Source organism: Streptomyces sp. NPDC088124 (assembly GCF_040685895.1).
GTDB lineage: Bacteria > Actinomycetota > Actinomycetes > Streptomycetales > Streptomycetaceae > Streptomyces.
The window spans coordinates 1-22,760 of record NZ_JBFBJB010000059.1 but is presented as its reverse complement, the minus strand read 5'-3'; the positions used below and the strand labels follow the sequence as shown (position 1 = coordinate 22,760).

Below are 22,760 nucleotides of genomic sequence, written 5' to 3'. Positions count from 1 at the left end.
CCCCGACATGTTGGGCCCCCTTACTTCTCACAGAACCCCTGTTGAGAGCCCTGCCGGGGCGTCTGCCAGGGGCCGGAAGCGGCCAAAGCGCCGGCGGGCGCGGTCTGTTGCGACCACGTAAAGGCCCATGTGATCGCTGGCATATTCCGCGCGTCGGACCCCGAGGGGCCGACCTTGTTTCGGACAACCATTCGATGCGTTGCTGACAAGCGCGCCCTCCGCTGAAACGATTTGCGAAGCGCGCTTTACGCGCGGCGCGTACCTGTACACAGCAATTTCTGGCGGCATTTCCGGCATTCGGCACCCGCCGTACACCGTATGTGCCGCACTCCGCACGGGCCGCCGTCGCGCCCGTACGCACCCCGGCCGGGCACCGTCGCCCGGGCACCGTCGCCCGGGCCGTACCCCGCACGGGCGCCATCGCACCTCTCCTCGCCGGACGGCACATCCAGCCGTCCGGTCCCGTTCCAGCCGGTCGTCCCCGGACGCCCGGACAGAAGGAGCACCAGGAGTGACGAACACTTCCCGTACCACCTTCCGTAGGACCCGTACAGCGGCCACCGCGGCCTTCACCCTGGCGGCCTTGGTCGTCACCGCGCTCCCCGCGTCGGCCGCGCCAGCCGTGCCACAAGAGCGCTCCGGCGCGATAGCCGCGGAGCCCAGACCTGGGGCCAGAAACGTGGCCCTCACCCCCGCGCGGCGCGCGGAGCTCCTCAAGGCCGCCGCGACCGCGGGCGCCGGCACCGCCCGCTCCCTCAAGCTGGGCGCCGAGGAGAAGCTGATCCCGAAGGACGTCATCCAGGACGCCGACGGCACCGTCCACACCCGCTACGAGCGGACGTTCGCCGGACTCCCGGTCCTCGGCGGCGACCTGGTCGTCCACGAGAAGCCGGGCGCCGCCCGTACCGTCACCCACGCGATGGACGCGCCCCTCTCCGTACCGACGACCCGGGCCGCCGTCCCCGCCGCCGAGGCGCGGAAGTCGTCCCTGAAGGCCGCCGCCGACGCGGGTACCGGGAAGGCGGCCCCCGACGGCGCGCCGCGCCAGGTGATCTGGGCGAAGGACGGGGTCTCCACGCTGGCGTGGGAGTCCGTCGTGAAGGGCGTACGGGAGGACGGCGGCCCCACCGAACTCCATGTCGTCACCGACGCGAAGAGCGGCAAGAAGCTCCAGGAGTTCGACCGGATCCAGGCGGGCATCGGGCACGGCCAGTTCAGCGGCGAGGTCGAGATCGGCAGCGTACGCAACGGGGACCTCTACGAGCTGACCGACTCCCGGCGCGGCAACCACAAGACGTACGACCTGAACGGCGCCACCTCCGGCGACGGCACGCTCGTCACCAGCCCCGAGGACGTGTGGGGCGACACGACCGTGACCAACCGGCAGACGGCGGCCGTGGACGCGGCCTACGGCGCGCAGGTCACCTACGACTTCTACCACGACCAGTTCGGCCGCGACGGCATCGCGGGCGACGGCGTCGGCGCCTCCTCCCGCGTCCACTTCGGCAACCAAGTGGTCAACGCCTACTGGGACGACGACTGCTTCTGCATGCTGTACGGCGACGGCGCGGGCAACGCCAACCCGCTGACCGCGCTCGACGTCGCCGCCCACGAGATGACGCACGGGGTCACCTCCGCCACCGCGGACCTGTACTACTACAACGGCGAGTCCGGCGGACTGAACGAGGGCAGCAGCGACATCATGGCCGCCGCCGTGGAGTTCTTCGCCGACAACCCCCACGACGTACCCGACTACGAGGTCGGCGAACGCATCGACATCAACGGCGACGGAACCCCGCTGCGTTACATGGACCAGCCCTCCAAGGACGGCATCTCCCAGGACTACTGGAGCCCCCGCACCGAGGGACTCGACCCGCACTTCTCCTCCGGTGTGGCGAACCACTTCTTCTACCTCCTCGCGGAGGGCAGCGGAAAGAAGACGGTCAACGGACACGACTACGACAGCCCCACCTATGACGACCTGCCCGTCCCCGGACTGGGCCTGCACAACGCCTTCACCGTCTGGTACCGGGCGCTGACCCTCTACATGACGAGCACGACGGACTTCGCGGGCGCCCGCGCGGCCACCCTCCAGGCCGCCGAGGACCTGTACGGCCGCTCCAGCGAGGCGTACGAGGCGGTCGGCAACACGTGGGCGGCCGTCAACGTCGGCAACCGGTTCGTCAACCACATCGCCCTGACACCGCCGACCGCCCAGAAGGCGGCGGTGGGCCAGCCGGCCACGCTCACCGTCGACGCGGCGACGAGCCGCCCGGGCGGACTCACGTACAGCGCCACCGGCCTGCCCGCCGGCCTGACGATCGACTCCGGTACGGGCGTGGTCTCCGGCAGCCCGACCGAGGCGGGCGACTTCACTACCGAAATCACCGTCAGCACGGCGGACGGCGGCGGGGCGACGGCGGCCTTCCCGTGGACGGTGATCGCCTCCGGGGGCGACTTCTTCGTCAACCCGGGCCGGGTCGACATCCCGGACGGCGGCGGCCCGGCCGCAGAGTCCCCGCTCGTCGTCACGGGCCGCGAGGGCAACGCCCCCGCCGACCTCAAGGTGACGGTCGACATCATCCACACCTGGCGCGGCGACCTGGAGATCGACCTGGTCGGCTCGGACGGCTCGGTCCACCGCCTGAAGAACAGCGCGAGCTCCGACTCCGCGGACAACGTCCACGCGACGTACACGGTGGACGCGTCGGCGATCGCGGCGAACGGCACGTGGAAGCTGCGGGTGAGGGACGTCTACCAGGCGGACACGGGCTACATCGACAGTTGGGCCCTGACGTTCACAAGCTGACGTGACACCCCACGCGGCAGGCCCCATTTAGCAGGTCCCCGCCCGCCCGCGGCAACGGACGGGCGGGGACGAGGCCCGGAAGGGTCAGCACATCTTGTAGTCGACCTTGGTGGAGTTGTACGAGCAGGTGTCCGCCTTGGTGCCGTTCGCCTTCTTCAGCGTCGCGGTGTCCTTGTCGTTGTTCCACACGTAGGCCGCGCGGTTCTGGTACCGGTTGGCGGCCGTGTCCTTCCCCTTGCCGGTGCGTACGGTCACCGTCTTCCCCTTGCCGAGGCTGTACGTACCGAAGACGTACTTGTGGTTCGACGCGTCGACCAGCGTCCAGCCCTTCAGGGAGACCGCCTTCGACGTCGTGTTCCTGATCTGCACGTACTCGGCGTTCAGGGACGCGTTGGAGCGGTTGTCCGTGCCCGGCGAGTCGTAATTGAGCTTGTACAGGTGCACGGAGCCGGCCGCGGCTCGTACTTGTGCCTGTGCCTGTGTCGGCAGCAGGACGACCCCGGCGGCGACCGCCAGGGCGGCGGCGGTGAGCGTGCGGGTGCAGCGCATGAGCAATCCCCATTGATCTCAGGCCGGGCACCCCCCAATGGCAGCCCGGCAGACGCACAGACTATGGCAGCCCTGGCGTTATGGTGTGTTTCTCGGGAAATCAGAGACACGCCGTGCGTGGGGCCCCACAGAGGAGCTGACGCACAGCAATGACACGTACGCCACGTTCGACGCGCGCGGCAACAACAGCAGCGCTCACACTGACCACTCTGGCCGCACTGACAGCCACCACACTCCCCGCGACCGCGTCCCCGAAGTCCCCCGCCCCGGCCCGCATATCGGCGACCCCCAACCCCGGCGCGAGACCGGTGCCGGTCTCTCCCGAACAGCGCGCGGACCTCCTCAGGTCGGCGACGAGGACAAGCCCGGACACGGCCCGCTCCCTCAAGCTGGGCGCCGAGGAGAAGCTGATCCCGAAGGATGTCGCCAAGGACGCGGACGGCACGGTCCACACCCGCTACGAGCGCACCTACGCCGGACTTCCGGTCCTGGGAGCCGACTTGGTGGTCCACCGGAAGCCGGAAGCGGCCCCCACCGTCACCCAGGCGCTGGACGCGCCCCTCTCCGTACCGACGACCACGGCGAAAATCACCCCCGAGGAGCCCCCGGGCGGCACACGGCGCAAGGTGATCTGGGCGGGGGACGGTGGCGCGCCCACTCTCGCCTGGGAATCCGTGGAGAAGGGCGCACGGAAGGACGGCACCCCCAGCGAACTCCACGTCATCACGGACGCGGCGAACGGACGGAAGCTCCAGGAGTTCGACCGTATCCACCCCGGCGTGGGCGAGGGCCAGTACAGCGGCCGGGTCGAGATCGGTTCCATACGCAACGGGGACCTGTACGAACTGACCGACGCGGGGCGCGGCAGCCACCGTACGTACGACATCGCGGCCGGCGGATCCGGCGTGCTGCTCACCGACGCCGACGACATCTGGGGCGACGGCACCCCCGCCCACCGCCAGACGGCGGCCGTGGACGCGGCGTACGGGGCGCAGCAGACCTGGGACTTCTTCCAGGAGCGGTTCGGCAGGGCGGGCATCAGGGGCGACGGCGTCGGCGCGCGCTCCCGCGTCCACTACGGGAACGGGTACGCCAACGCCTTCTGGAACGACTCCTGCTTCTGCATGACGTACGGCGACGGCGTCGACAACGCCCGCCCGGTCACCTCGCTCGACATCGCCGCCCACGAGATGACCCACGGCCTGACCTACGCCACCGCGAACCTGACGTACTCCGGTGAGTCCGGCGGTCTGAACGAGGCGACGAGCGACATCATGGGCGCCGCCGTGGAGTTCTTCACGGACAACCCGAACGACGTCCCCGACTACCTGATGGGCGAACTGGCCGACCTGCGCGGTACGGGCAAGCCGCTGCGCCACATGGACCAGCCCTCCAAGGACGCCTCGGAGAAGGGCACTTCACAGGACCACTGGACGCCCGGCACACGCAAGCTCGACCCGCACTTCAGCTCCGGCGTCGCCAACCACTTCTTCTACCTGCTCGCCGAGGGCAGCGGACAGAAGACCATCAACGGCATCGCGTACGACAGCCCCACCTACGACAACGCCCCGGTCGCCCCGCTGGGCCTGCCGCTCGCGACCAGCGTCTGGTACCGGGCGCTGACCCTCTACATGACCAGCTCCACCGACTACGCGGGCGCCCGCACCGCCACGCTCCGGGCCGCGGAAGACCTCTTCGGCCGCGACAGCGAGGGATACGAGGCCGTCGGCAACGCCTGGGCCGCAGTCAACGTCGGCCCCCGCTACGTCAACCACATCGCCGCGGCGGCCCCGTCCACTCGCGACGCGGCGACCGGCCAGCCCACCACCCGCCGCATCGAGGCCACCACCTCCCGCCCGGGCGCCCTGACCTACACGGCCACGGGCCTCCCGCCGGGCCTCACGATCGACCCCACCACGGGCCTGATCTCCGGGACCCCGACCACCGCGGGCGCCTACACCCCGACGATCACGATCACCACCACGGCCCACGACACCCTGAAACTCCCCTTCCCCTGGACCGTCCTCGCCTCGGGCGGCAACCACTTCGTCAACCCGGCCCGCTACGACATCCCCAACTGGTCCCACATCGAGGCCCCGCTCACCATCACGGGCCACGAGGGCAACGCCCCCACCGACCTGAAGATCACGGTCGACCTCGTCCACGACTTCATCGGCGGCCAGATCCTCCACCTGGTGAACGAGGACGGCACGGCGCTCCTGGTCAAGGACTTCGTCTGGGACACGGGCACGGAACTCCACACCACGTACACCGTCGACGCCTCATCCCTCCCGGCCAACGGCACCTGGAAACTCCGCGTCACGGACAACACGCCGGGCATCTTCACTGTTGATCCGGGGTACTTGGACCGCTGGAGCATGACGTTCTGACCTTCTGACGTCGCTGACGTGCGCGCGGTGTTGGGCGAGGCGAGCCCGAATTCCTCGCCCACACCGGGCGACCTCGGGGCAGTGCTCTTTCCTCCCCAACACCGCATGTGCGCGCGGTGGCAGTTCGATCCCGCGGGGTCCGACCGGCGCGTCCCGGCCGGACCCTCACCACTGTTCCGGTGGCGGGGCGCGCCTGCCCGTCGGTCAGACGGCCTCAGGGGCGCCGAGCATCGCGGAAGCCTGTTGGAACGGGCTGAGGACGCGCGTGGGCGCGGCGGTCCGGGGAGGGCCGGGGCAGGTGAAGCCGAGCTGGGTCATGGCCCGGAGGACTTCGCCGGCGCTGAAATCGCGGCGGTCCTGACCTGTGACGACCTGCCCGACCTGCTTGACGGGGTAGGTGCGGCGGCCGATGATCACGGACTCACCGATGATCAGCTCGGGCTTGACGCCCTTCATGGATTCCAGGACGCCGCTCCTGGTGAGGTCGAACGGGAAACGGGCAATGACACAGCGCATGAAGCCTCACAGGAGAGGAACGAAGGGGGATGGTTCTGCCGCCGGGTGAGGCGGCTCAGCGGGCAAGGTCGAGGATGCCTTGAGCACCGCGTTGTTCGTCGACGACAGGCAGGGCACCGGCCCGGCGGCGGTCCGATGCGTGCTCGGCTTCGGCCGTCGTTGCCGCGGACTAGCAGGCGCCAGGAGCGGTCACCTGCCGAGACGGACGAACCTCAGGCCGCCGCGTCAAAGGAGGACTGCCGCACGGTCACGCGCCGGGCAGCCGAAGCGGGGCTGCGCCGACCGCGCGAGGGCGCGCCGCGCCTACGCCGCTCGGGTGCCGGCGCGGTGATCGTCACGGGGATACCGGAGGGGGTCCGGGCGCCGGTGATCCGGCTGAGTGCCTCCTCGCCGGAGCGGACCTGGGTGGTCCGGGGCACGATGCCGGCGGCCGACATGAGGCGGGTCATGTCGCGCCGCTGGCTGGGGGTGACCAGGGTGACGACGCTGCCGGACTCGCCTGCCCGCGCGGTACGGCCGACGCGGTGGAGGTAGTCCTTGTGGTCGGTCGGCGGGTCGACGTTGACGACGAGATCGAGGTTGTCGACGTGGATGCCGCGCGCCGCGACGTTCGTCGCGACGAGCACGGTGACGTGCCCGGTCCTGAACTGGGCCAGGGTCCGGGTGCGCTGAGGCTGCGACTTCCCGCCATGCAGGGCCCCGGCCCGGACACCGCTGTTCAGCAGGTCCTGCGTCAGCCGGTCGACGGCGTGCTTGGTGTCCAGGAACATGATCACCCGGCCCTCGCGCGCTGCGATCTCCGTCGTCGTCCGGTGCTTGTCGGCGCCGTGGACGTGCAGAACGTGGTGCTCCATCGTGGTGACCGCGCCTGCGGACGGGTCGACGGAGTGGACGACCGGGTCGGTGAGGTAGCGGCGGACCAGGAGGTCGACGTTGCGGTCGAGGGTGGCGGAGAACAGCATCCGCTGGCCCTCGGGGCGGACCTGGTCCAGCAGGGCGGTGACCTGGGGCATGAAGCCCATGTCGGCCATCTGACCGGCCTCGTCCAGGACGGTGATCGCGACCTGGTTCAGCCGGCAGTCACCACGGTCGATGAGGTCCTTGAGGCGGCCCGGCGTCGCGACGACGACCTCGGCGCCACCGCGCAGCGCACTGGCCTGCCTGCCGATCGGCATTCCGCCGACGACAGCGGTCAGGCGCAGCTTCACCGAGCGGGCGTAGGGGGTGAGTGCGTCGGTCACCTGCTGCGCCAGCTCACGCGTCGGCACGAGGACCAGAGCCAGCGGCTGGCGGGGCTCGGCGCGCTGTCCGGCGGTGCGGCCCAGGAGGGCCAGGCCGAAGGCGAGGGTCTTCCCGGAGCCGGTGCGCCCGCGCCCGAGGACATCGCGGCCCGCGAGGGTGTTGGGCAGGGTCGCGCCCTGGATCGGGAACGGGACACTCACACCTTGCGCGGTGATCGCACTCAGCAACTGCTCGGGCATGTCGAGGTCGGCGAACGCCTCGACGGCGGGCAGCGCGGGAGTGATCGTCTTCGGCAGGGCGAATTCGCCCTGTACCGCTGCCGGCCGCCGGCCGTAGCCGTCCGACGCCCCGGCCTGGGGCATGCCGGCGGGCCAGACCGACCCGAACGGCAGGCGGACGGGCCTCGCCTATGACGCGCTGGGACCTCTGACCTCCGTATGGCTGGCTGACCGGGCCTCTACCCAGACGCCGAGCATCAAGTATTCGTACAACGTCCGCAAGGACAAGGTCACCTCGATCAAGACCGAGAAGATCGAGAACGACGGCTCCTACGGCGCAGAGTTTCAGCTCTACGACAGCATGCTGCGGCCCCGCCAGATTCAGACCGAGGGCCCCGACGGCACCCACATGGCCGCCGACACCTGGTACGACGGTACGGGCAACATCAGTAAGACCAACGCGACGTACAACGCGACGGGCGCGGCCACGGACGAGTTGCTGCTCGTGAGCAACGGCCAGGTCGGCCAGCAGAGCCTGTTCGAGTATGACGGCCTGGGCCGCGCCACCGCCCAGGTCCTCGCGGTCGGCGGCGCCGAGCAGTGGCGCACCACCACGTCCTACGACGGCGAGATCACCCGAGTCGACCCGCCAACCGGCGGCGTGCCCACCACGACGATCACCGATGGCCAGGGCAACGTATCCGAGATCCGTCACCACCGCGGCGCCTCGCCCAACGCGGGCGTGCCCTACGACTCGACGAAGTACACCTACAACACGGCCGGCCTGCTGGAGACGGTCACCGACGCCAAGAACAACGTGTGGCGCTACGAGTACGACCAGTTGGGCCGCAAGAAGCTCAGCGTCGACCCGGATGCGGGCACCTCGCGCACGGAGTACGACGAGCCGGCTACGACACGTCGGCCCAGGTGGTCACCGAGCAGGCGGGGCCGAACACCAAGCAACTGGCGTTCCGGCTTCCCAACGCCCGAGCGGCCGTCAAGGCCCAGCTCAAGTCCCTCAACGCGGATCTCGGCCAGTACGACAGGAGCAACAACAGCTGCGTCACCTACTGCCTCGACATTCTGAGAGAGGGTGGGGTCGACATACCCACGGGCAGGGCCGGATCGGTGAGACTCGCCCGCATGGCAAGGGAGGTCGGGAACTGATGCTGGACGGAGAAGAGCACTGGAACGCGGTGCTGGCCGAGATCCTGCTGAGCCCAAAGATCGGTGTGATCCACGCGAAGCTCGTGGGTGATCTGATCTCGGTCACCGCTCAGCTGGACATGGCCGCCGCACGGAGCCGCCGACCGGCCCTCGCGCTGGACGGGATCATCGAGTACGACGAGAAGGTCGGTCCGCTGGAAGAGGCGTACAAGGAGGCTTGGCAGGCTGTGCAGGCCGCGCCTGACAGGGAACGGCGTTGGCCTGAGCAGAGGAGGCTCACGGCCGCGTTGACGGCCGCGGTCGAGGGCGTCGCAGACTTCGCCCGTCAGCAGGGCGTCGAGGTGTGGCTCCACCGCTTCGGCGACTCCGGCTCGTAGACCCACGGGGCCCGGGTCGATCCCCCGACCCGGGCCCCGTGTCGGTCCGACGACTGCCCTCCGTTGCGAGGCAACGGTCCGCAACCACATTGTCGAGCAACTCGGCCGACGTGAGCTGCGGGCCCTCAACCAGCCTCCAGTCATCCAGGGGTGGATCCGCACCCTCCAGGACAGTGGCCTCGAAGTGTCGACGATGGAGGGCATCGCCCTTGCTGCCCAACTGGCCGCAGCCTCAAGGCCCACATGAAGGGTTCCCGCCGGTCGAGATCACCCTGCTCTGGGCCAAGCCGGACAGCGAGCCGAGGACCTTTCGCCTTCTCTTCGTCGACGAGAAGGAGCGGGCCCGCAACCGCGGCGCCTTCAACATGGGTGACGGGAAGAGCGTTCCGGCGTGATCCCTCTCCGCGATCGCGGCGCATCCGCTTCTGTGCCCCTGGACGCGGGGGGAGAGCATCAAGGCGCTCTCCGAGCACCTCGGTCACTCGGACCCGGGCTTCACGCTCCGGACGTACAGGCACCTGCTGCCGTCAAGCGGGACCCGCACCCGTAAGCCGATCGACGTCGCCCTCACGGAAGCCGAGCCGGACGATGGCCGAGACGCCCAGGGCCTATCGGCGCCCGCGGGGAGCTGATAGGCCCTCAATGGGCCCTGGCCGCCCGGCGGCTCGCTCCGGCGCAGGAACACCAGTGCGGAGCCCGAAAGAGCCCCGCCCGACGCCGCGAGACCCTGCGTCAGGGCCACACCAGGCAGTACGGCTGGTGCCCAGCCTCGTGCAGGCGTACCGAGAAGTCCTGCCACTCGTGCAGCGAGTGGGGGCGGTAGGGGGCTGGCCTGGTGCTTCTCGGTGAAACGTGTGTTGACCTGGGGAAACTGATCTCGCCAGTTCTCACCGGTCAACGCCGTTTCCCAGGCTCATGTGCCCTGGATGTGCCCTGCGGGCCCATTGCGGGGCGGGGCGACGGCACCGGAGCAGTACGCGAGTGATCTGCCAAACATTGCGCTCCCTCCACGGGGGATGGTGATCGACGACGAAAGCCCAGGAATTCGGCCAGGCGTATGTGTTGCGACCCCTCCAGGGGTGATGACGACCGGTGCACGGTGACCGGCATGTGCGGCAGGACGTGCTGTTGCGACCCCTCCAGGGGTGATGACGACCGCCTGCTTCATCCACTGCCGGGACATCACCGTCCGGTTGCGACCCCTCCAGGGGTGATGACGACTTTGTGGACCTTCCACAACCTGGCCGACAACCTGGCGTTGCGACCCCTCCAGGGGTGATGACGACGTTCGTATACCTGGGTGTGCCATTCGGCGGGCACGTGTTGCGACCCCTCCAGGGGTGATGACGACTGCTCGGGTCGTGGCCGGACCGGGCACCTGGAGCTGATGTTGCGACCCCTCCAGGGGTGATGACGACTGGCCGCCGCTGGCGTGGAGTCCCTCCCAGATTTCACGATGTTGCGACCCCTCCAGGGGTGATGACGACGAGTCTCCTCGCGCAGCTCCAGCGCCTCGCCACCAAGTTGCGACCCCTCCAGGGGTGATGACGACGCACGTCCTCACCAACTGGGCGACCTCCTGGGCCCGTTGCGACCCCTCCAGGGGTGATGACGACGTGAGCATGTCGGCGGCTTCGGCGCCTTGAGGTACGGGTTGCGACCCCTCCAGGGGTGATGACGACGGGACTTCAAGCCGAGGGGCGACCAGCGCGTCAGCACGTTGCGACCCCTCCAGGGGTGATGACGACCGCCGCCGGCACCTACACCCTGTGGCACGGCCTCACGTTGCGACCCCTCCAGGGGTGATGACGACCTGCTACCCACAGGACCAGGACCACGCGCCGCTCCTATCGTTGCGACCCCTCCAGGGGTGATGACGACAGGGTGAACGCGGCTGCCCACAGTCCGGCAAGCGCGGGTTGCGACCCCTCCAGGGGTGATGACGACGCGCGGCACCAGCAGAAACGGTGGCGGAAGTTCGTGTTGCGACCCCTCCAGGGGTGATGACGACTCGCGCAGGAGCTTGGCCGCCTCCTCGAACCAGGGTTGCGACCCCTCCAGGGGTGATGACGACTCCGCGAGCACCTGACCAGCGCGCTCACCCAACGTGGTTGCGACCCCTCCAGGGGTGATGACGACCCGGGGCCCGCAGCCGGACAGCAACCGGCCGTGGCGGTTGCGACCCCTCCAGGGGTGATGACGACCGGCCACGGCGGACACCGCCACCGTCAGCAGCAGCACGTTGCGACCCCTCCAGGGGTGATGACGACCCGTGCACCAGGCACTACGCGAAATCGGGCTCCCCCCGTTGCGACCCCTCCAGGGGTGATGACGACCGAGAACCAGTTCTGGGGCAAGGTCGCCGACGCGCAGTTGCGACCCCTCCAGGGGTGATGACGACCCTTGCGGTGCGCACCTGGCGGGCGCCGCATTCCAGGTTGCGACCCCTCCAGGGGTGATGACGACTCGGCATGACCTTGGAGTCCATCGCCTCCTTCGCCACGTTGCGACCCCTCCAGGGGTGATGACGACTTGAACTCGTCGCGGGTGAAGACGGCGTGGCCGCCAGGTTGCGACCCCTCCAGGGGTGATGACGACGGGTTTCGAGTTCGGCGGCCAGGTCCGGGTTGTGCGGTTGCGACCCCTCCAGGGGTGATGACGACGGATGGCGCGGACTCCAGTGAGCTGATGGAGATCGCGTTGCGACCCCTCCAGGGGTGATGACGACTCGTGGTCCGCCGACGACCGGCTTCTGCTCTCCACGTTGCGACCCCTCCAGGGGTGATGACGACACGAGCCGTACGAGCACCGACCAGGCCGCGAGATCCAGTTGCGACCCCTCCAGGGGTGATGACGACTCAAGCCCACCGAAGACGACCAGCGGGTACGCAAGTTGCGACCCCTCCAGGGGTGATGACGACGCGAAGACCCGACCGGGCCCGGCTGGCATCGCCTGTGGTTGCGACCCCTCCAGGGGTGATGACGACCGGTGCCGGGGGGTGGCAGCCGGGCCCGTGTGACGCGTTGCGACCCCTCCAGGGGTGATGACGACCCGACGGTAAAGCCGCTGGTCACCAGCGTCCCCGTCCGGCATCGCGCGGCTCATTTTGCAGCGATCCGGCGGTAATGCATCAGCGCAGGTCAGAGCGTCGTAGAACACCGGCATCCGAGGTGCCTCGGGGTGGCTGTCAGTGGTCACCGCTAGCTTACGGCTTTGAGTGACCGAGTTACACGGGGCGTTCACTGCACCCACGAGAGAGTCCCCTATAGCATAGATGGTAATGCTTTGAGGTATTTATGGAATAGTGGCACTTCCATCCTCCTGGTCCGCTACCTTCCTCTTGTCGCCGCCTGTCGACCGGCAGCGGTGGCGTAACGCCGTTGCTTTGCAGTGTTCTTGGGGGTGTGGTGCGGGTCAGGGTGGACATCGACGCCGATGTTCCGAGCATGGGCTGGGAGCATGTGCACGGGCCGGCGCGCGCCGTGATGTACGAGTTGCTCGGGAGCCAGGACGCCGCTCTCGCCAAGTCGTTGCACGATGAGGGATGGAAAGGGCAGCCGCTCAAGCCGTTGGGCTTGACTGCGCCTCAGTTCAAAGGCGCCCCGAGGAAACGAGGCGTGTACACGACCTCGCCCGAAGGATCGGTCTGGCTGGGGTCGCCGGTCCCGGAGATCGCGGCGGTTCTGGTGGCGGCGCTCGCTTCCCGTACCGAGATCGTGTGGGGGCCCGCGCGGTTGCGGGTGCGGGGCTTCACCGTCGATGTCGGGGCGCCGGTGGCGGACGGTCCGGTGGAGTTGGAGTCTGCGACTCCGGTCGTGGTCAAGCACGAGAGCCGATATCTCCTCCCGGGAGACGACCATTACCTCGCGCGGCTTCAGCACAATCTCGCGCACAAGGCGGACATCCTGGGACTTCCGGCGCCGAGCGGCTTACGCGTGCTGGAGGCCGGACCGCGTCGGCGGTTCACGGTGCGGGGGGCGCCGCGTATCGGAGCGCAGGTGCGGGTGGGCCTGGAGGCCGACGCCCGGTTCGTGGACGCGTTACGGTCCTGGGGCCTCGGGCTGGACACGGTGCAGGGATTCGGGTGGATCCGGTGACCGCGCCCGCCATCAATCCGCCCGGGTTGTCCGCGACGAGTCACCCGATTCAGCGTGCGGGGGCCTGGGCGGTTGCGGTGCTCGCCGATCGGGCGAACCCGCAGGAGGTCACGGAGGCAGACCTCGACGCGGTGGCAGCTCGCCTGGTCGAGGATGTGATGGCCGCCGCGCTGGCGCCGAAGAACTCGACGGCGTACGACTGGTGGAAGGTCCTCTTCGCGCTCTTCCCCAACTCCAAGGCGACCCACAGCAAGCGACCCCGCGATCGCGCCGTCCTGCTGCCGGAGATCGTCGCGCTGTTCGTCCCCGACGGCCCGGGGTCCCCGACGTGGCCGTGCACCTTCTGCGGAGTGCCCGCCACCGCGGTGTGGACGAAGAAGAATCTGCCGATGTACGACACCAACAAGGCCCTCAACACGTTGCCGCCAGGCGTCGCGGGCTGGCCGATCTGCCGCGGCTGCCGAATCGCCGCCTGGGCCTTGCCGTACGGAGCATGGGTCACCGCCGGGTCGGCGACCGTGCTCTCCTGCGAGCAGGAGGCGGCCGAGCGTGAGTTCTCGGCGCGCAATGTGCTCCGTGCCAGGCGCATTATGCAGCTCGGCTTCGACGGGCTCGCGGCAGGCGCCCGGCCCGAGGTGGTGGTCCTGCGAGCGCTGAAGGCCCTGGGCCCGGATCTGCCGGCAGCCGCCACGCTCTGGAGTTTCAAGAACGACAACCAGGAGCCGTGGTTGCGGGTCACACGTACCCGCCGGGCCGTGCCCCTCTTCCTGGCGACGGTGGAGGGCAACGCCGAGCTCCGCCGCGCATGGCGCTTGCTGGAGCTGGCCCTCACCCGCCGGGACAAGAACGGGCAAGTGGTCGCAAGCGGGCCCGCCGAGGCGGCCCGGCTGCTGTTCGAGGCCGAGGACGGCCGTAGCCGGTCGTTGCTGTCACAGCTCCACCAGCTTCTGGACGAGCCGGAGAAGTCCTGGAGCCTGCGGAACCGAGCGGCCCTGACGCAGCTCGCCTTCATCTACGCCGAGGAGATTCTGGGCATGAACCCGGACCTGAAGCCGGTGGCGACGGTGATCGCCGACTGGATCGAGTACGGCAGTGGTGCGCCCCGCGGGCGCCTCGCGGAGTACCGGAACGTCGCGCTGAGCGACTACAAGCTGGGTGCCCTGCTGATGCAGGCGCATTTCCGCCTGACCCTCGACGGTCGTGCGGTGTCGGCCGGGCCCGAGGACTGGCGGCCACTGATCCAGCAGCGCCCTCGCTCCTGGGAGCAGCGCATGCTGCTGTCCGCCACCGTGCTTCAGCTCCTTCAAGAGCGGGGTGTGGCCGTGAACGAACGGCCGATTGACCCGGATGACGAAGACCGTACCGAAAGGCTGCTGGCGCGGCCGATGCTCGGCCAGGGCGACGGTGAGGCCGTGCGGGACGACGACTGCGTGGACGATGACGACGACAGGGGAGCGGCGTAATGGCCTACCTGGCAGGGAAAATGGTGCTGGCCGTCGAGGCGGGCGCGCCCAACAACGGTAAGGGAGAGGAGACCAAGGCCAGAGTCAAGTACGCCCGGATCCGCGGCAGGCACTACCCGTACGTCTCCGCTCAGGCCGTACGGCGCTGGACCCGCGACGGGATGGTCGAACTCGGTTCGGTTCCCTCGCCGGTGAGCCGGGTCGGCAAGGCGCAGAACAAGGCGCAGAAGGGCAACACCGAGGCCAATCCGGTGCGTTACGCCGACGACGATCTGTTCGGGTACATGAAGGCTGGCGCGAAGAAGGACGGCGCGGCCACCACCCTGCGGGACAGCCCGTTCATGCTGGGCACCCTGATGTCGGTCGAACCCGCTTACCCGACCGAGGACTTCGGCGTCATGTCGCGCGGCGTGTCCGAGCCGGTCCTGCACGGACACGAGTTCTACACCGCCGATCTGGCCGCCCCGTTCCTCCTGGATCTGCCGAGGATCGGCACCTTCACCCTCCCCGATGCCGCGGGCGCCGGCCGACCCAACTACCTCAACCAGGAGGAGGCGATGCAGGTGGCGGAAGCCGCGCAGGCCGGCGCCTCCTCGGTCGTCTTCCGGGATCAGCCGGCCGTACGGTTGCCGATCGAGGAGCGCCGCAACCGCGCCGCGCTCCTCCTGGAGGCCCTCGCCCACCTGAGCGGTGGCGCCAAGCAGGCCCTCCATTACGGGGACCGCGTCCCCGCCCTGCTGGTGATGGTTCCCTTCAAGGGAGGCATCAACCCGCTGGCCCACTGCGTGGACGGCGAGGAAGGCACCGGCCTGCGGGTGCGCGGCGAGGTACTGCGCGAGGAGCTGAAGGCGTGGGAGGGGGAGTGGGAGCCCCCGGTCCGGATCGGCTGGCGGCCCGGCTTCCGCGACCTCCTGCGGGAGGACTTCGAGAAGGAGTGCGCCCAGGAGATCGAGGACGGGACCATCGTCATCGACCACCCCCGAACGATCCTGCGCGATCTGGCGGCCGAACTGCGGGACGGCCGACTGGACGGCTGGTTCGACGACCCCGGCCGGTGATCTCCGTGCCGGACGCATCCCGAACGGCGCTCCGTACAGCGTGGCGGGCGGACTTCTGGGCGCCTGTCGCCTCGTTCCGTGATCCGCTCTTCCCCGGGCTCAGCCGCTGTCTACCGTTGCCCCCGCCCTCGACGGTACGTGGCCTGCTGGCCGCGGCCACCGGGGAGCGGAGCGAACCCCTGGCCTTCGGCATGGCCGCCCGTGCCGAAGGCGGCGGGGTGGACGCCGAGACGTACCATCCCATCTCCACCGACGGCTCCAACCCGGCGGTCTCCGGCCGCGTGCGCGCCGTCAAGGGAGGTATGACGATCCGCGACCGTCCCTTCCTCGCGCATGTACGTCTTACGGTGTGGCTGCCCGGCACCGACGGCGACCGTATCGCGCGGGCACTCCGCCGCCCCCGCTGGCCGCTGCGTCTGGGACGGTCCCAGGACCTGGTCCACCCGCTGGAACTGCTGCGTACCACTCTCCGTCCGGCGACCACGGCCACCGTCGATCACGCGCTGGCGCCGACGGGCGGACATGACGTGCCCCAGGCGATGGTGCACCGCCTGGCGGCGAGCGTGTCCACCGACCGGCTCTCCACCACGTGGTCCGACTACCTCTGGTGCGACACCCCCACCGGGGCGCGCCCGGTGCGCGACGCGTACGAGGACGACGCGGGGCAGGCGGTATGGCTGCTCGCTCCCTGAACCGGAAGCCCGCGCCGCGCGCTCTCACCGATGTCCGCGCGAAGTCCACGCCGAAGCACGACCCCGAACGACTGACCACGCACTCACGCATCGTCCACGACACGGTGGCGCAGATCCAACAACGCGTCGCCACCGCCGGGGTGCTCGCGACGGAACCCGCGTTCTGGACCCGCGTACGGGCAGCGGCTCTGCTCCACGACGCGGGCAAGGTCGCCGAAGGCTTCCAGCAGCAACTGCTGCCGGGCGGCACCTTCTGGGGGCAGCGCCATGAAGTGCTCTCGCTGGCCTACGTAGACCTACTGGCATCGGCCACCGGCTGGACGGACGAGGACCGGCTGATGATCGCCACGCTCGTCGCGACCCACCACCGGGCTCTGCACGCGTCGACCTCCGGCGCGGCCGGCGGCAAGCCGAGCCTTTCTCAGCAGTACAACTTCCGTACGCGGTGGGACGAAGCCTTCACCCTCACCCCACGCCCGAACTGTGACCCTCAGATCCAGGTCACCCGAGGGCTCCACCGTGAACTCCTCGCATGGTTCTCCGGCGCCCTGCAGACGGACCCGCCCTCCCTGCCCAGTGGCGGGCCCACGGTGGCCGATCGCGCGCGGCTTTTTCTCGACGAACTGCTCGACGCCTGGCGGCAGCCGGTCGCAGCCGATCGAGGACTGCTCGCCGTCCTCGCCCAGGGCGCACTCACCCTCGCCGACCACGCCGGTTCGGCACACGAGCGCCTCCAGACCCACATGCCACTGCCCGCCGATTACTTCCACCGGCTCCCCTACCCGCCCTACCCGCACCAGCGGCGGGCCGCCGAGACCGAGGGGCACCTTGTGCTCATCGCACCCACCGGCAGTGGCAAGACTGAGGCCGGACTGTCCTGGGCGGGGGAGCAGTTGCGCACGATGCCCGGCCTGCCCCGCGTCGTGTGGACCCTGCCCTACCGTGCCTCCCTCAACGCCGCACGCCGAAGGCTCCAGAGTGACCTGAACCCGCATCCAGCCTCCGGCGAGGACACTGCGGACATCGGCCTCCTCCACGGCACGGTCGCCCACACGCTTCTCGGCGAGGCAGCGGAGTCCGAATGCACCGATGCGGATACCGATGCCGACGCCGACACGACCCGAGGCGCCGGACCGACCGCCGCGATGGCCCGCCAGGCACGGGCCCGCGCCGGCGCCATGCGCCTGTTCACCCAGCGCCTGCGCGTCGCCACCCCGCATCAACTGCTCCGAGGCGCCATCGCCGGTCCGGTCTACTCTTCCGTACTACTGGAACAGACCAATTCGGTCTTCGTCCTGGACGAACTGCACGCCTACGAACCGGAGACCTTCGGTCGCCTCTGTGCCGCGATGGGCCTGTGGGAGCGGCTCGGCAGCCGCGTCGCCGTCCTCTCCGCCACGCTGGCCCCGCCGATGACCACCCTCATCCAGGAGAGCCTCACCCGTCCGGTCACCTGCCACCGCGCACCCCAAGGCACCAGCCCGGTCCGTCACCGCCTCGTCCTGGACGAGAACTCCCTCACCGACCCGGAGAGCGTCGAACGGCTGCGTAACTGGCTCGACGAGGGCCACAGCGTCCTCGCGGTGGTCAATACGGTGGCCACCGCGCAGGCCCTGTACGAGGAACTGGCCGACGACGCCCGCGCCCTCCTGCCCGAAGACCCCCACGCCGCCCTGCTGCTGCACTCCCGCTTCAGGAACCGCGACCGCGACACGATCGAGAAGAACCTGCTGCGACGCCACCCCGAACGCGACGCGGGCAGCCGGTCGCGCCGTGGCGGACTCACCGTCGCCACGCAGACGGTCGAAGTCTCGCTGCAACTGGACTTCGACCGCGGGGCAGTGGAGAACGCCCCCGTCGAAGCCGTGGCCCAGCGTGCGGGCCGCGTCAACCGCCGAGGGCGCCACCCTCAAGGGCCCGTCGAGTTCCGAGTGCACCGTACGGAAGCCGGCCGACCGTACGACGACGCCGCAGTCGACGCCTCCTGGAAGGCCCTGAGCACGCTCGTCGCGGACGGCAACGAAACCCTCGGCGAAGAGGACATCGAACGGCTTCTCCACCTCGCGTACGACACCCAGTGGGGCAGGGCGTGGGAGGCGGGGGCCCGCCGGGCCCGGGACGACTTCGCGGCCACCTTCCTCACCTTCACCGACCCGTTCCGCGACCGCTCCGAGTTCGCCGACAAGCTGAGTGAACAGTTCGACAGCGTCGAGGTGCTGCTCCGCGAGGACGTGGACGAATACCGCGACCTCACCACGGGCCCGGAAGGCCATGCACTGCGCGCGGCCGGCCTCCTCATCCCTCTCCGGTACGGCCAGCTCAAGACGTACAACGCACAGTACGAACGGAATCTGGGAGTCCGCGTGATCGACGGCACCTACGACGGGACCATCGGGCTGAAGCCGCCGACGGAACCGGACACCATCCTGTGAACCCCTCCGCAGGTTCCGGAAACGGGCCGGAAGACGAGGACGGGCAACTCGGCGGCGTCCACATCAAATACCTTCACCACTGTCCCCGTCAGCTCTGGCTCTACACCCGCGGCTACCGGCCCGAGCAGCGCAGCGACCTCGTCGCCTTCGGTGAGGTCGTCGACGACACGACCTTCACCCGCCGCCGCGACATCGACCTCGGCGAAGCGAAGATCGACTGGGTCACCACCGGGGCCGTCGTCCACGAGACCAAGTCCTCGCGCGCGCCTTCACCCGCCCACGCCGCACAGGTACGCCACTACTGCCTCCTGCTCGAACGCCGGGGCGTAGCCGTACGCGGCGGCACCATCCACTACCCCCTGATCCGCCGCACCACCGACGTCCCCTGGGACAGCGAGGCCCGCGCCGAAGCCGAAGCGTCCGAGGCCCAGGCCCGCGCCACCATCGCAGCGGCCCGACCACCTGCGCGCCTCACCCGCGCCAACTGCCGCGGCTGCTCCTACCTCGACTACTGCTGGGGAGACTGATGCCCGCCGTCGGCCGTACCTACTGGCTGACCGAACCCTGCCGCATCCGCCGCGAGGACAACAGCGTCCGCATCGAGCGCGCCGACGGCAACCCGGTCCGTATCCCCATCACCGACATCCGCGACCTGGTCACCTTCGACCATGTCGACATCAACACCTCGGCGCTCTCGCTCCTAAGCCGCAACGGCGTCGCACTCCACGTCCTGGACCACTACGGCAACCACGCCGGACACTTCAGCCCCTCGGAGTCCATGTCGTCGGCCGCCGTCGTACGCCGACAGGTAGAAATCACCGCGGACGCGGAGCACCGAGCTGCAACCGGCCGCGCCCTCGTGCTCGCCACGGCGGAAAACCTGAAGTGGGCCCTGGACACCGACCTTCTCGATCCAGCCCTCCAGTCACTGCGCACCGCACTGCCCGACTGCGGTGACAGCGACGCGATCATGGGCCAGGAAGGCAACTTCCGCCGGACCGCCTGGGCCGTCCTCGACACCCAGTTACCGGCCTGGCTCCGCCTCAACGGCCGCACCCGCCGCCCGCCGACCAACGCAGGCAACGCCTTCGTCAGCTACCTCAACACCCTCGTCTACGCCCGCGTCCTCACCGCCCTGCGCACCACACCCCTGCACCCGGCGATCGGCTTCCTCCACGCGGACACAGACCGCCGCCGCAACACCCTCGCCCTGGACCTGGCCGAACCCTTCAAGCCGCTCTTCGCCGAGCGTCTCCTCAAACGAGCCGCGGCCCAGAAGAAGCTGAAGCCCTCCGACTTCGAAACCGACGTCGCCCGCGCCTCCCTCAGCAGGGACGGCCGTAAGAAGGTCGCCGCCCTCGTCAAGGAGGAGCTGGCGACGACGGTTCACCACCGCACTCTCAAACGCAAAGTCAGCTACGAGGAACTCATCCACCTGGAAGCCCTGAAAATCGTCCGCATGTGCCTGGAAGACAAGCCGTACAAGCCCTTCCGGCCATGGTGGTGAGCGGCCATCTTCGTGATCCTCGTCTATGACACCGCTGTCGAACGCAACCCCAAGGTCCTCAAGACCTGCCGCAAATACCTCCACTGGACGCAGCGCAGCGTCTTCCAGGGCGAACTCACCACAGCGCAGTACCGCGCACTGATGGCTGCCTTGAAGACCACGATCGACCCGGACTACGACAGCATCGTCACGTACGCCGCCCGATCCCCCGACATGATCGAATCCACCACCCTCGGCATTGACCTGGGTGGCCCCGGAGACATCCTCTGACCGCTTTGACCTGCACCGATGCACTACCGGCGGACTGCTGCAGAAACACCACGGAAGCGTCGTACGGGAGGGGCACTGACCTGCGGCTTTACCGTCGGGGGAGGTCCTCATCAGCCCAGGAGGGTTCGCAACACGCGATCGACGCCTATCTGTCCGGGCGGCCCGAGTCCTCATCAGCCCAGGAGGGTTCGCAACCGGGAGACGACTCTGGGCTGACGCCCGTTCTCCAGTCCTCATCAGCCCAGGAGGGTTCGCAACCGGACTTCGTCCCAGGTGGCGCCGGAGCGGGGCGCGGTCCTCATCAGCCCAGGAGGGTTCGCAACACGTAGCCGGCCGCCTGCGATGCCGCGAAGTCAGCGCGTCCTCATCAGCCCAGGAGGGTTCGCAACCGGTAGTCGGACAGGCCGATCAGCACGGCGATCCGGTCCTCATCAGCCCAGGAGGGTTCGCAACATGTCCCCGCCCTCGGCCGCCGCGTTCCATCCGGCCGTCCTCATCAGCCCAGGAGGGTTCGCAACGACCAGGGCGAGCGCGCGGCGCAGGGCGAGGTCGCCGTCTGTCCTCATCAGCCCAGGAGGGTTCGCAACGGGACGAACGGCGGCTTTGGGAACCGCGGTGCGGGCGTCCTCATCAGCCCAGGAGGGTTCGCAACGTGTCGCCTCGGTGCGGCCCGACGGGCGGGTGCACCGTCCTCATTAGCCCAGGAGGGTTCGCAACACAAGGCGTGGGCCGAGGTCGGCCGCCACTACGACAGTCCTCATCAGCCCAGGAGGGTTCGCAACGCGTCATCCTCTTCTCGGTCTTCACCGTCACGCCGCTGTCCTCATCAGCCCAGGAGGGTTCGCAACTCGACCACGCAGCCGTACGACGCCCTGTAACCCGGTCCTCATCAGCCCAGGAGGGTTCGCAACCGTATCGCCGCCCCGTTCACCTGGAAGGTGGTTGGGGTCCTCATCAGCCCAGGAGGGTTCGCAACACGAGCCGTACGGCAAGGCGTACGTCGATGCCGAAGGTCCTCATCAGCCCAGGAGGGTTCGCAACCCACCGCAATGCCGTACCCATGAACAGGAATCAGCGCGTCCTCATCAGCCCAGGAGGGTTCGCAACCCGACCGGGCCGCAGGAGCTGCACACCACGGCGTAGGTCCTCATCAGCCCAGGAGGGTTCGCAACAGGTCCACCTGCCCCCAGTGCCGCCGCCGGTACTACGTCCTCATCAGCCCAGGAGGGTTCGCAACCACGTGCTCCAGCGGCGGAACCCGAACGGGTACCGGTCCTCATCAGCCAAGGAGGGTTCGCAACCTGAGCCGGGGGTGCAGGGGCTGGTTCACGGGGCGGGTCCTCATCAGCCCAGGAGGGTTCGCAACGCCTGGACGATCCAGGGGAAGGGGCGGCCGTCGATCGTCCTCATCAGCCCAGGAGGGTTCGCAACGTGCGCCCGGCACCAGGGGTCGGGATGGCCTCCTGCCCGGTCCTCATCAGCCCAGGAGGGTTCGCAACAACTCCAGCGCGAGGCGAACGCCGCCCGCCGCGAGGCGTCCTCATCAGCCCAGGAGGGTTCGCAACCGCTCCCAGTCGAAGACCTCACGGAGCGCGAGGAACGTCCTCATCAGTCCAGGAGGGTTCGCAACCCTACGGCGGATACCACCAACCACCTGCGATCCCCCGTCCTCATCAGCCCAGGAGGGTTCGCAACAGGAGCCCGCCGGCCGCGAGGATGAGGAGCATCCCGTGTCCTCATGAGCCCAGGTGGGTTCGCAACAGCGATGCCAGCGTGGGCGCTGGCTTCGGCGCCGGGGGTCCTCATCAGCCCAGGAGGGTTCGCAACTTGGGCGGGGACCTACGACGGGGTCGGCCGGCACCCGCGTCCTCATCAGCCTAGTACTCCAGTGCGGTTTCGTGATCTATCCAGCGGGTTCGTCGGTGGACCGTCGTCGGTAGTGGCTGCGTCGGGCTGTTGCCTGGTGGCGTCT

General features: G+C 69.1%; 16 protein-coding genes and 2 CRISPR repeat arrays. Of the genes, 13 read left to right on the top strand and 3 right to left on the bottom strand.

The genetic code is table 11. From position 1 onward, the window contains the following. Positions 1–511: 511 nt before the first annotated feature. Positions 512–2,809, top strand: a complete 2,298-nt coding sequence (locus AB0P17_RS34775) for a M4 family metallopeptidase (protein WP_365817448.1) — start codon at positions 512–514, stop codon at positions 2,807–2,809. An 84-nt stretch (positions 2,810–2,893) separates the two neighbouring features. Here the strand turns inward: AB0P17_RS34775 and AB0P17_RS34770 are convergent, their stop codons facing one another. Continuing rightward, positions 2,894–3,358: a lamin tail domain-containing protein gene (locus AB0P17_RS34770; protein WP_365817446.1), complete on the bottom strand. Its 465-nt coding sequence runs from the start codon at positions 3,356–3,358 to the stop codon at positions 2,894–2,896. 149 nt (positions 3,359–3,507) lie between these two features. Here AB0P17_RS34770 and AB0P17_RS34765 point away from each other — a divergent pair, with 149 nt between their 5' ends. Continuing rightward, entirely contained in the window at positions 3,508–5,748 is a 2,241-nt protein-coding gene (locus AB0P17_RS34765) for a M4 family metallopeptidase (RefSeq protein WP_365817444.1), read from the top strand. A gap of 204 nt (positions 5,749–5,952) precedes the next feature. Here AB0P17_RS34765 and AB0P17_RS34760 read toward each other — a convergent pair whose 3' ends face one another. Together AB0P17_RS34760 and AB0P17_RS34755 are read right to left on the bottom strand one after the other, a co-directional pair. Next, positions 5,953–6,264 (bottom strand): SCO5918 family protein, encoded by a 312-nt coding sequence (locus AB0P17_RS34760; RefSeq protein WP_365817442.1) that lies wholly within the window; start codon positions 6,262–6,264, stop codon positions 5,953–5,955. Positions 6,265–6,476: 212 nt separating this feature from the next. Then, positions 6,477–7,868 (bottom strand): DEAD/DEAH box helicase, encoded by a 1,392-nt coding sequence (locus tag AB0P17_RS34755; protein ID WP_365817440.1) that lies wholly within the window; start codon positions 7,866–7,868, stop codon positions 6,477–6,479. On the opposite strand from AB0P17_RS34755, the gene AB0P17_RS34750 reads away from it, so the two are divergent. The 11 genes from AB0P17_RS34750 to cas2 all read left to right on the top strand — a co-directional run bounded on the left by AB0P17_RS34750 (position 7,867) and on the right by cas2 (position 20,788). After that, positions 7,867–8,811 carry an RHS repeat domain-containing protein gene (locus AB0P17_RS34750; protein WP_365817438.1) on the top strand — a complete coding sequence of 315 codons (945 nt, stop codon included), beginning with the start codon at positions 7,867–7,869 and terminating at the stop codon, positions 8,809–8,811. The genes AB0P17_RS34755 and AB0P17_RS34750 overlap by 2 nt on opposite strands. A 79-nt stretch (positions 8,812–8,890) precedes the next feature. Further along, entirely contained in the window at positions 8,891–9,268 is a 378-nt protein-coding gene (locus AB0P17_RS34745) for a hypothetical protein (protein WP_365817436.1), read from the top strand. A 209-nt stretch (positions 9,269–9,477) separates the two neighbouring features. Beyond that, a complete protein-coding gene (locus tag AB0P17_RS34740) occupies positions 9,478–9,663 on the top strand; it encodes a hypothetical protein (RefSeq protein WP_365817434.1) in 186 nt (61 codons plus the stop codon). Between the two features lie 600 nt (positions 9,664–10,263). Then, positions 10,264–12,320: direct repeats of the CRISPR family, unit length 29 nt; unit sequence GTTGCGACCCCTCCAGGGGTGATGACGAC. A gap of 395 nt (positions 12,321–12,715) precedes the next feature. After that, on the top strand, positions 12,716–13,366 hold the full coding sequence (cas6, locus tag AB0P17_RS34735) for a CRISPR-associated endoribonuclease Cas6 (protein WP_365817494.1): 651 nt from the start codon (positions 12,716–12,718) through the stop codon (positions 13,364–13,366). After that, complete coding sequence (locus tag AB0P17_RS34730; protein ID WP_365817432.1) at positions 13,363–14,829, top strand: hypothetical protein; 1,467 nt, start codon at positions 13,363–13,365, stop codon at positions 14,827–14,829. The genes cas6 and AB0P17_RS34730 overlap by 4 nt, the downstream gene beginning before the upstream one ends. After that, positions 14,829–15,887, top strand: coding sequence for a type I-B CRISPR-associated protein Cas7/Cst2/DevR (gene cas7i / locus AB0P17_RS34725; RefSeq protein WP_365817430.1), 1,059 nt, complete (start codon positions 14,829–14,831; stop codon positions 15,885–15,887). The genes AB0P17_RS34730 and cas7i overlap by 1 nt, the downstream gene beginning before the upstream one ends. Then, positions 15,884–16,579, top strand: coding sequence for a CRISPR-associated protein Cas5 (locus tag AB0P17_RS34720; protein WP_365817428.1), 696 nt, complete (start codon positions 15,884–15,886; stop codon positions 16,577–16,579). The genes cas7i and AB0P17_RS34720 overlap by 4 nt, the downstream gene beginning before the upstream one ends. Beyond that, positions 16,561–19,011, top strand: a complete 2,451-nt coding sequence (gene cas3, locus AB0P17_RS34715) for a CRISPR-associated helicase Cas3' (protein ID WP_365817426.1) — start codon at positions 16,561–16,563, stop codon at positions 19,009–19,011. The genes AB0P17_RS34720 and cas3 overlap by 19 nt, the downstream gene beginning before the upstream one ends. Then, entirely contained in the window at positions 19,008–19,538 is a 531-nt protein-coding gene (locus AB0P17_RS34710; RefSeq protein ID WP_365817424.1) for a CRISPR-associated protein Cas4, read from the top strand. Before cas3 ends, AB0P17_RS34710 begins: the two co-directional genes overlap by 4 nt. Beyond that, positions 19,538–20,518 (top strand): type I-B CRISPR-associated endonuclease Cas1b, encoded by a 981-nt coding sequence (gene cas1b / locus AB0P17_RS34705; protein ID WP_365817422.1) that lies wholly within the window; start codon positions 19,538–19,540, stop codon positions 20,516–20,518. The genes AB0P17_RS34710 and cas1b overlap by 1 nt, the downstream gene beginning before the upstream one ends. A gap of 12 nt (positions 20,519–20,530) precedes the next feature. After that, positions 20,531–20,788 carry a CRISPR-associated endonuclease Cas2 gene (gene cas2 / locus AB0P17_RS34700; RefSeq protein WP_365817420.1) on the top strand — a complete coding sequence of 86 codons (258 nt, stop codon included), beginning with the start codon at positions 20,531–20,533 and terminating at the stop codon, positions 20,786–20,788. A gap of 103 nt (positions 20,789–20,891) precedes the next feature. After that, a CRISPR array of direct repeats spans positions 20,892–22,615; the repeat unit is 29 nt; unit sequence GTCCTCATCAGCCCAGGAGGGTTCGCAAC. Between the last annotated feature and the right edge of the window lie 145 nt (positions 22,616–22,760).